This window comes from Blautia faecis, from assembly GCF_027662325.1.
Lineage (GTDB): Bacteria > Bacillota > Clostridia > Lachnospirales > Lachnospiraceae > Blautia_A > Blautia_A faecis.
This window is the reverse complement of sequence record NZ_JAQDKY010000015.1, coordinates 23415-33312: the sequence shown is the minus strand read 5'-3', so window position 1 is coordinate 33312 and position 9898 is coordinate 23415. Positions and strand designations below refer to the sequence as shown.

Genomic DNA, 9898 nt, shown 5'->3' with positions numbered 1-9898 from the left:
CATATGTGAATTGTCAAGGTGCTCCGGCTACTGAAAAGTAGTCGGGGATTTTTCTATCATACCTAAAAATTAAGCGCTTACCAATTAGTCGTCCTACTACATATGGGGAGTATGCTCCATATACGTTTATAGAGGATGAAACGGAATTTGAAAAACTGGTTCAAAAGATGGGATAAATATAGGTAAAGCTTGCACAGCTTGTGCGAATAATACCAATGTAAGAATTCATAAACACGCATAAAATTATTGAGACCAAAAAGTTTTCATGATATCATTATTGGTAGAAAATAGTGATACTGTGGAAGCTTTTTTTGTATAGGGAGTGCGTGATAGATGGGAAGATTTGTGAATCCGGACAACAGTGCTTTTCAGGCTGCTTTGAATTCCAGAATTTATGTAGATAAAACTGGTATGATCGAATATATGAATCGCGTTCTGGAGACTACAGATGCGTATATTTGCAACAGCCGCCCCAGGAGATTTGGGAAATCCTATGCGGCGAATATGCTTGCAGCATATTACAGCAAAGGTGCAGATTCTGAGATGATGTTTTCCGACCTTTCAATAGGAAAAACACAGGATTTCAAAAAGTATCTTAACAAATATGATGTAATTCACATTGATATCCAGTGGTTTCTGGCAAATTGTGAAGATAAGAACAAAGTGGTACAGTTTATTACAAAAAGCGTACTGGACGAGTTGCGCGAAATTTATCCAGAGTGTTTGGTTCTCCAAGACGGTTCTTTGTCTGATGCGCTTTCAAGAGTTAAAAATCAAACAGGACAGAAATTTGTCATTATTATTGATGAATGGGATGTTTTGATTCGAGATGAAGCGCAGAATCAGGCTGTACTGGAAAATTATATTAATTTCCTAAGGGGACTGTTTAAAGGTACTGAGCCAACTAAATATATTGCTCTCGCATATCTGACAGGTATCCTTCCAATCAAAAAAATGAAAACCCAGTCAGCACTAAATAATTTTGATGAGTTTACTATGCTTAGTGCAGGCAATATGGCGTCTTATGTCGGTTTCACAGAAAGTGAAGTGAAGATGCTTGCAAAAAAATATCATCAGAATTACGAAAAGGTCAAAAGGTGGTATGATGGTTATCGCCTAAATGAGCATCAAATATATAATCCACGGGCGGTTGTGGGAGTTATGCTAAATGGCGAATTTAAGAGCTACTGGTCAGAGACTGCTTCTTACGAGACAATCGTGCCGTTGATCAATATGGATTTCGATGGCTTAAAGTCCGCTGTTATTGAAATGTTGTCAGGCGCTGAAGTGAAAGTGAATACGGCAACTTTTAAAAATGATACGGTAAATATACAGAACCGAGATGAGGTTCTTACGTATATGATCCATCTTGGCTATCTGGGATACGATCAGAATCGAAGGTCTGCATTTGTTCCTAATGAAGAAATTCGGCAGGAACTTACGCTTGCTGTAAGGGAAATTGTGGTATAAAAAGTTATAGGTACTTATAGGAAAAATATCACGGAACTGTATTGCTTATTGCTACGTATTGCGGTAATATAAGTTTATAAGCGGAGGTGATTGTATGTTTAAAGTAAATCCATATAGACCAGGTGCTGGTTTAATGCCAGTATATATTGCTGGACGAGATGAAGACATTCAGAACGTAAGTCAAATGTTTGATGCGTTAACTATGGATATACCTACTCAATCAATTATTTTTAGTGGTTTGCGCGGCGTTGGAAAAACTGTTTTAATAAATAAGCTGCAAAGTATTGCAGAAGAAAAAGGTATTTTTTGTAAGCATATTGAAATTGAGGAGAGAAATGACTTTATTTCACAGATTGCTGAATGTTCTCAGGCATTTTTAAGAACAGTAAGTGCAAAAGAAAAATTTAAACATTTAATACAGAAGCCATTAGAGGCAATAAAGTCCTTAGTTGTTTCTTTTAACCCAGAAGATAATTCATTTTCTTTATCAATGCAGGATAGGGAATTGTATGTGTCAAATAATTTAACGCAAACACTTACTGAAGTATTTTCAACAATCGGAGAAACCGCACAAAAAACGGAAACGCCAATTTGTTTCTTTATAGATGAAATTCAGTATATGAAGCAAAACCAGCTAGGATCTTTGATCGCTGCATTGCATAGAGCAAATCAGTTAGGTTATCCAATTATGATTATAGGTGCAGGATTGCCTAAAATATATAAAATGCTTTCTGATGAAAAATCTTATTCCGAAAGATTGTTTATGTATAAAAAAATCGATTCATTGACGGATGAGCAATCAGAAAAAGCAATTGAAGAGCCAGCAAAAAAATTCAATATAATATATGCACATGAAGCCATAAACAAAATAGTAGAAATTACAAAAGGGTATCCTTTTTTTATTCAACAGTTATGCAAAATTGTGTACGATAAAACAAATAAAGATGTCATAGAATTGTCTGATGTAGAAAATTGTATAGATGAATTTTTATCATCTCTGGACGAAAGATTCTTTAAATCAAGATATGAAAGATGTGCAGAAAGTGATAAAAAATTTATTTTTGCAATGGTAGAATGTGGTGAATTACCATGTACGATATCAAATGTTGCACACAATCTTAATAAAACAGTTGGATCTATTTCAACAACACGAGCACAGTTAATTAGCAAGGGAATTATATATCCTGTAAGATATAAAGAACTTGATTTTACGGTTCCAGAATTTTCAGGATATATACAAAGACTGGAAGAATATAAACAGTGGTGTATATCAAAGTAGAATCAAACAGTAACTCTCTGTGAGCTTTCAGAAAACATCCCAATAAAATTATTGAGCACCAAAAGTTTTCATGATATCATTATTGGTAGAAAATAGTGATACTGTGGAAGCTTTTTTATATAGGGAGTGTGTGAGTGATGGGAATATTAGTGAATCCAGATAATTTGGCTTTTCAGGTAGCATTGAATTCCGAGATATATGTTGATAAAAGCGGACTTATTAAGTATACGAATAAAGTTTTGAATACATTGCAGGCCTATATTTGCAATAGCCGTCCGAGAAGGTTTGGAAAATCTATTACAGCGAATATGCTTACAGCTTATTACAGCAGAGGCTGTAATTCAGAAGAAATGTTCGCCGGATTGGAAATTAGTGAAAGTGCAGATTTTAAGAAGCACTTGAACCAATATGATGTAATACATCTTGATATCCAATGGTGTATAGAGCCAGCTGGTGGACCTGAAAGGGTGGTTTCTTATATTTCGGAAAAGACGATTGCGGAGCTTGCGGAATACTATCCAGGTGTATTGAAAGAGAAGACGGAATCTTTGCCAGAAGTGTTGTCTCGTATTAATGGTGCAACTGGAAAAAAATTTATTGTCATCATTGATGAATGGGATGTCCTTATTCGTGACAAGGACGTTAATAAAAGGGTACAGGAAGAGTATATTAATTTTCTCAGGGCAATGTTCAAAGGAACAGAACCAACAAAATATATTCAACTTGCATATCTTACTGGTATTCTTCCAATTAAAAAGGAAAAAACTCAGTCGGCATTAAATAATTTTGATGAGTTTACAATGCTGAGCGCAAGTAATCTGGCTCCGTATATTGGTTTTACAGAAGCTGAAGTGAAAAAGCTGTCAGAAAAATATCAGCAGGACTTTGATGAAGTGAAGCGATGGTACGATGGCTATCTTCTGAAGGATTACCAGGTTTATAATCCCAGAGCCGTTGTCAGCGTAATGCTAAGGGAGGAATTCAGGAGTTACTGGTCAGAAACAGCATCCTATGATGTGATTGTGCCTTTGATTAACATGAACTATGATGGGCTGAAAACAGCTGTTATTGAGATGCTTTCCGGAGCCGAAGTCAAGGTGAATGTGGCAGCTTTTCAAAATGATACGGAAGATATTAAAAGTAAGGATGATGTATTGACTTATATGATCCATTTAGGATACCTTGGTTATAATGAGATCAGGAAGACTGCTTTTGTACCAAATGAGGAGATACGGCAGGAGTTGACGACTGCTGTTGAGAGTAAAAAGTGGAATGAAATGCTGATATTGCAGCTGAATTCGGAAAATCTGCTGGATGCTACATTGGATATGGATGGTGTGGCGGTTGCAGAAGAGATTGAAAAAATCCATAACGAGCATGTGTCAGTAATTCAGTATAATAATGAGAATTCCTTGAGTAGTGTGCTTACAATTGCCTACTTAAGCGCAATGCAATACTATTTTAAGCCAATCCGTGAATTTCCTACAGGACGGGGATTTGCTGACTTTGTATTTATCCCAAAGCCAGAGTACAAAAATGATTATCCGGCATTGCTTGTGGAATTGAAGTGGAACCAGAATGCGCAGACCGCATTAACACAAATTAAGACAAAAAAGTATCCTTCTTCGATTTTGAATTATACAGGCGATATTCTTCTTGTTGGAATCAATTATGATAAAAAAAGTAAGGAACACCAGTGCTTGATTGAGAAGTACGAAAAAGATTGATTTTGCCAGAACAGTGCCGAATGAAAACAACTTAAAAGGGCAGGTGTGGATGTTCTCCACAACCTGCCCTTTCGTGAGGGGAATGTATCAGAAACCTGTAAGTCGGAATACCATTAATTCGCTTGCAGAGTCGTCGTCACGGTCCTGTGTCATAAGAACCATCACAGAACCATCCTCTGCAACTTTCATATCTTCAATCCAGGGGTATCTGGTTCCAAACATATCGTAGCAGTCTACTTCGGCGAGGAGAGTTCCGTCCTTTGACCAGAAGTAGAATTCTCGCATATTTCCATCTGCTGCAATATAGCCATTCGCTGTCTCAGCTATTCCCGTGAGACTTCCGAAATAAGCAGGATCCTCGTGCTGGTCACCGCCAAGAAGCAGCTGCTGGTTGCCCTCCAGATCATAAACTGCTATTTTCGATGGGGTGTCATCTCCTGCAAGACGTCCGTATACCATAATATGATCATTGCTGATCTCAACTAGGCTGACAAATTTAAAAATACCGGTTCGTGCCGCGTCATCATTCATAGAGGTTAAGATCCAGGGCTCTGTAAGCACGCTGCCGTCCTGAAAGGTTACTTTTTCCGTGTCATAGCCAAGGTAGCTGGTAATGCCCCAGGCACCGGATGGGTGTACAGACAGGTAACCGCTTGTGCCGGTCTCCAATATGGTCTGCCCGTCTTTCATAACGATTCCTTTTCCACCGTTACGGGAAATATAAAGTTTTCCGTCCGTGTCTGTAAAAAGATCCATTCCCTGCTCATCCATTGTGTCAGAAGAAAGAAGATTCAGGGTGCTTCCAGTATATTCGTAAGTTTCCAGAGTATTATTCAGCTGATGATACATCCGGTCTCCGGATATTGCAAACTGGTGACGCATGATTTCAAATCCGTTCTGGGAAACACTAAATGGAATATACTCCGGAGTGACGGTATAATCTCCAACAGCTATACTCTGCGGAGCCGGTGTGAATGGAGTTCCATCCCATGGGTAAGGTGCTTCTACATTGCCGGTGTCCTCTAATTTCAGTTCCAGATTGTTAAAAACGTTTCTGACAGAATCATTTTCTTCTCCGGAAATGATAACTTTGTAGGTCACACCGGATGGCTCGTGACGATAAATGTAGTAAATTCTGTCAAAATTGTCTGTGGTTCGTATATAATCCACATCGCCAATGGTTGTTTTTTCAATAGTGCCGTCTGCATAGTCATGAAGATCGATATCGGAGGTCTGCAGATATTTGCGGAAAGAGTAGCTTGATTCTTCATTTGCTTTAATGGTGAAATCATTTTGTGAGCTATCCTTGTCTGCACCTTCGAATACGCTGACAGAGCAGGTATTTTCATAATCGCTGATATCATTCGGATCATAGCTCCAGCCATCTGGAAGGTTAAGCTTGAACAGGGTTACGTCAATGGTGTTGTCACTTTCTCCATGAACGGTAAGAGCGCTACTGGCAGTCAGAAGCACAAGTCCGGTCACAAGAGGTAGTATTTTCCATATTTTTTTTCTCATATTCAGCACCTCTTTTCTATGTGGAATGTTTTGTATTTTTATTTTCCCAGATTTTGGAGACTTTGTCACTGACACAAATGACAGGTAATCCGTAAGGAAAGCGTTATTGCTGGAAAAAATGCGGATATCCGGAAGCGGCAAATGGGAATAAAAGTAATTTGTCCTGCATAGGCTATTGAAAAAAGGATATTTGGAATGATATCAATTGGCCTGTGTATGATCGTAAAAAATGAGGAGGCGGTACTTCGCAGAATCCTCACGCCGATGAGCAAGCTTGTGGACAAAATCTATATTTGCGATACCGGATCGGTGGATAAAACGAAGGAGATTGCCAGGGAGTTTACCGATGAGGTTTATGATTTTTTATGGAAAGATGATTTCTCTGCTGCCCGCAATTTTATTACGGAAAAAGCAGATACGGATTATTGGATGTGGCTGGATGCAGATGATGTCATTACGCCGGAAAATCAGGAGAAGCTGCTCAGGTTGAAAGAGAGCATGGATTCAGATACGGATGTGGTTATGATGGATTATGCAGTGGGATTTGATGAATGGGAGCATGTTACGTTTTCTTATTACAGAGAGCGTATTATGAAGACTTCCCGGAATTTCAGATGGCAGGGGCGCGTCCACGAAACGGTTGTTCCTGCGGGGAATATTTTATATTCGGATGTGGTGATTGAGCATCGAAAAATAAAGGCTGGAGAGTCTTTTCGCAATCTGCATATATATGAGCAGATGATTGATTCCGGTGAAAAAATGGAACCGAGACATTTCTTTTATTATGGGCGGGAGCTTTTTTATCATAAGCAATATGAGTATGCAATTTTAATTTTAAAAAAATTTCTGGAAGAACCAGATGGCTGGATAGAGAATAAACTGAACAGCTGTCTGGTTCTTTCCTGCTGTTATCAGGCAATGGGAGAGAATGCAGCTGCTTTTGATATACTTTTTTACAGCTTTACGATGGATGTTCCGAGAGCGGAGATCTGTTGTGAGATAGGAAGATTGTTTATGGAAAAAAGGGAGTATGTGACGGCAGCATATTGGTATCAGCAGGCTCTTCTTGCGCCACGGAAAAAGAAAAACGGCGGTTTTTATATTGCAGACAGTCATGATTTTATACCTGCGATACAGATGTGTGTATGTCTGGATAAAGCGGGAAGGCACAGGGAGGCGTTTGAATTTCATAAAAAGGCAAGAGTATTGAAGCCTCTGCATCAGGCAGTTATTGGAAATGAGAAGTATTTCAGGGATGTTTGGGGTATGGAGTGAGAGGGAAAATTCACCTGTATTGTTAGTATTTCATATATTGATAGTGAATATCTAAGCTGTTATGGGAGAATGTGTATGTTTTTTGATCGTCATAATCAGAAAAATTCTTCTGAAAAGGAAGCTTCTGGTGATATCACCTGTACATCCTGTTTTGGAAACAATAATCGCTGCGGCTGCGATTGCGGTTGTCCGGGACAGGGAGCCACAGGACCGCGTGGTGCAACCGGTCCTATGGGACCTGTTGGTCCAAGAGGGTGTCCAGGTGTGACTGGTCCCATGGGACCAAGAGGATGCCAGGGAGCAGTAGGCCCTGCAGGTCCTATGGGTCCGCAGGGAGAACCGGGCATGCCAGGAGTTATGGGCCCAGCCGGAGAAGCCGGCCCTGCCGGAGCGACAGGCTCAACCGGCCCAACCGGCCCAGCCGGAGCAACAGGCCCAACCGGTCCTGTCGGAGCAGACGGCCCGATTGGTCCTACTGGCCCAGCGCCAACTCCGGCAGCGGCAGTAGCAGATGCTACTGGTACAGAGGATGCTGTGACACAGCTAAATACACTTCTGGCAAATCTTCGCGCTGCCGGAATTCTGCAATCTTAGCACATGTTTGAAAAAGGCTTTCTGCAAGATGTGCGTCATAATTTGTGGGAGATTTCGCCCAGATGAGGGCGCCGTAGCGGCTACAGCAACCGAATTCGGGTGAAATATACCGCAATGAGGGAAAGGGCTGGAAATGGAGCAATCCATTTCCAGTCCTTTCTCATATAAAAGTGTGATTGCTAAGCATTAAAATTAAATAATTTTGTGTTTTCGGTTGTAATTTCATGAATTTCGCATATAATAAAAGTGTGATTATTAAGCACAAAACTCTAATAAAAATGTGATTATCAAGCATAAAACTCCAATAAAAATGTGACAGGTGATTCTATGGAACGATTTATCTTAAAAAAGTTGCTGGCTTGGAAGAATTCTCCCTACCGCAAGCCTTTAATATTGAAGGGCGTACGTCAGGTAGGAAAGACTTGGATTCTGAAAGAGTTCGGCAGACGTTATTATGAAAATACAGCTTACTTTAACTTCGACGAAAATGAAGAATATAAGCAATTTTTTGAAACAACCAAGGATGTGGACCGGATTCTACAAAACCTTATGCTGGCAAGCGGTCAAAAAATTGTGCCTGAAAAAACCCTTATCATCTTTGATGAGGTGCAGGACTGCCCTAAGGCCATTAACTCTATGAAGTATTTTTGCGAGAACGCACCGCAGTATCACGTTGCCTGCGCCGGTTCTCTGTTAGGTATTGCTCTGGCGAAACCCTCTTCTTTTCCGGTCGGTAAGGTCAACTTTATGCAGATTGACCCGATGACCTTTAATGAATTCCTGCTTGCCAACGGTGATGAAAACCTGGCACAGTATCTGGAACAGGTGGACACCCTTGAACCCATCCCTGACGCCTTCTTTAATCCGCTGTATGAGAAGCTGAAAATGTACTATGTCACCGGTGGTATGCCGGAGTCGGTATTGATGTGGACGGAGGCACGGGATGTTTCTGCTATGCAGGAAGCATTATCCGGAATCCTCGGAGCCTATGAGCGTGATTTTGCCAAACATCCTAATCTCAGCGAGTTCCCGAAAATCTCAATGATCTGGAAATCCATTCCGCCTCAACTGGCAAGAGAGAACAAGAAGTTTATCTATAAAGTGGTCAAGGAAGGTGCACGAGCCCGTGAGTACGAGAATGCCTTACAATGGCTGGTGGATGCCCGTTTAGTGCATAAAATTTATCGCAGCTCAGCTCCTGGCCTGCCGATTGCAGCTTACGATGACTTGTCGGCTTTCAAAATTTATCTGGTGGATGTGGGATTGCTTCGCCGTCTGGCACAGTTGGCCCCCACTGCTTTTGGCGAAGGCAACCGTCTTTTTACTGAATTCAAAGGCGCATTAACCGAAAACTTTGTGTTGCAGACTTTAATTACTCAGTTTGAAGTCATGCCTCGTTATTGGAGCCAGAACAACCCACCTTACGAAGTGGATTTCCTCATTCAGCGGGAGAACGACATCTTTCCCGTGGAGGTTAAATCCGAAGCAAACACAACCAGCAAGAGTATGAAGAAGTTCAAGGAACTGTTCCCTGATAAGGTCAAGCTACGCATCCGTTTCTCACTGGATAATCTGAAACTGGACAATGATGTGTTGAATATTCCGTTATTCATGGCAGATCAGGCGGATAGACTGATCGGATTGGCATTGGGGAGTGAACCATAACCCTTGAGACGCTGGCAATATTGCTGCCCACAAAATTATTGAGACTCTAAAGCTTTCATGGTATCATTGTAAAAACAGAAAATAGTAATACTGTGAAATCTATTTTTATATAGGAGCATGTGCGAAGGGGGAAAAGTTATGAATCTGGTTAATCGTGCTTTTCAGTTACAATGTGTTTTTAGGGAAAATAAATACATGAAAAAACTTTTATACACAATTGTTTTATTAATAGCCGTTCTCATAATTCCCGCCTAGCCGGCACACGCCCAGAGCCATTGGTATACCAAGGATCCCATTATCCGGCAACGTAGTAACAATTCCAAAAGGACGGGTAACTTCCAAAGTAGTGAAATATTTTAAGAAATACAAG

The 9898-nt window shown here is 40.4% G+C and carries 7 protein-coding genes and 2 pseudogenes; 7 read left to right on the top strand and 2 right to left on the bottom strand.

Annotated elements, in window-relative coordinates; all coding sequences use genetic code 11:
* Window positions 1–47: 47 nt before the first annotated feature.
* From PGQ38_RS20585 to PGQ38_RS09045, 4 genes and pseudogenes are all read left to right on the top strand, one after another.
* The gene (locus PGQ38_RS20585; RefSeq protein ID WP_416386746.1) at window positions 48–176 is read left to right on the top strand and encodes a DUF6718 family protein; all 129 of its coding nucleotides are present in this window, start codon (window positions 48–50) and stop codon (window positions 174–176) included.
* A gap of 157 nt (window positions 177–333) precedes the next feature.
* A pseudogene (locus PGQ38_RS09055) lies at window positions 334–1452 on the top strand (AAA family ATPase); the annotation flags it as partial.
* A 112-nt stretch (window positions 1453–1564) separates the two neighbouring features.
* On the top strand, window positions 1565–2749 hold the full coding sequence (locus tag PGQ38_RS09050; protein ID WP_270431399.1) for an ATP-binding protein: 1185 nt from the start codon (window positions 1565–1567) through the stop codon (window positions 2747–2749).
* 137 nt (window positions 2750–2886) lie between these two features.
* Complete coding sequence (locus PGQ38_RS09045) at window positions 2887–4476, top strand: AAA family ATPase (protein ID WP_270431398.1); 1590 nt, start codon at window positions 2887–2889, stop codon at window positions 4474–4476.
* Window positions 4477–4563: 87 nt separating this feature from the next.
* Here PGQ38_RS09045 and PGQ38_RS09040 read toward each other — a convergent pair whose 3' ends face one another.
* Entirely contained in the window at window positions 4564–5994 is a 1431-nt protein-coding gene (locus tag PGQ38_RS09040) for a hypothetical protein (protein ID WP_270431397.1), read from the bottom strand.
* 195 nt (window positions 5995–6189) lie between these two features.
* On the opposite strand from PGQ38_RS09040, the gene PGQ38_RS09035 reads away from it, so the two are divergent.
* Together PGQ38_RS09035 and PGQ38_RS09030 are read left to right on the top strand one after the other, a co-directional pair.
* Window positions 6190–7269, top strand: a complete 1080-nt coding sequence (locus PGQ38_RS09035; RefSeq protein WP_195992289.1) for a glycosyltransferase family 2 protein — start codon at window positions 6190–6192, stop codon at window positions 7267–7269.
* A gap of 75 nt (window positions 7270–7344) precedes the next feature.
* The gene (locus PGQ38_RS09030; protein WP_270431395.1) at window positions 7345–7863 is read left to right on the top strand and encodes a collagen-like domain-containing protein; all 519 of its coding nucleotides are present in this window, start codon (window positions 7345–7347) and stop codon (window positions 7861–7863) included.
* Between the two features lie 46 nt (window positions 7864–7909).
* Here PGQ38_RS09030 and PGQ38_RS20580 read toward each other — a convergent pair.
* Window positions 7910–7978, bottom strand: a pseudogene (locus PGQ38_RS20580) (hypothetical protein); the annotation flags it as partial.
* Between the two features lie 212 nt (window positions 7979–8190).
* Between PGQ38_RS20580 and PGQ38_RS09025 the strand changes: the two are divergent.
* Window positions 8191–9528, top strand: coding sequence for an ATP-binding protein (locus tag PGQ38_RS09025; protein ID WP_270431393.1), 1338 nt, complete (start codon window positions 8191–8193; stop codon window positions 9526–9528).
* Window positions 9529–9898: the final 370 nt, after the last annotated feature.

Excerpts from the sequence above, each read along its gene's own strand:
- PGQ38_RS09045 (WP_270431398.1), top strand. The coding sequence starts at position 2,887 with ATGGGAATATTAGTGAATCCAGATAATTTGGCTTTTCAGGTAGCATTG.
- PGQ38_RS09025 (WP_270431393.1), top strand. The coding sequence starts at position 8,191 with ATGGAACGATTTATCTTAAAAAAGTTGCTGGCTTGGAAGAATTCTCCC.
- PGQ38_RS09035 (WP_195992289.1), top strand. The coding sequence starts at position 6,190 with ATGATATCAATTGGCCTGTGTATGATCGTAAAAAATGAGGAGGCGGTA.
- PGQ38_RS09050 (WP_270431399.1), top strand. The coding sequence starts at position 1,565 with ATGTTTAAAGTAAATCCATATAGACCAGGTGCTGGTTTAATGCCAGTA.
- PGQ38_RS09030 (WP_270431395.1), top strand. The coding sequence starts at position 7,345 with ATGTTTTTTGATCGTCATAATCAGAAAAATTCTTCTGAAAAGGAAGCT.
- PGQ38_RS09040 (WP_270431397.1), bottom strand. The coding sequence starts at position 5,994 with ATGAGAAAAAAAATATGGAAAATACTACCTCTTGTGACCGGACTTGTG.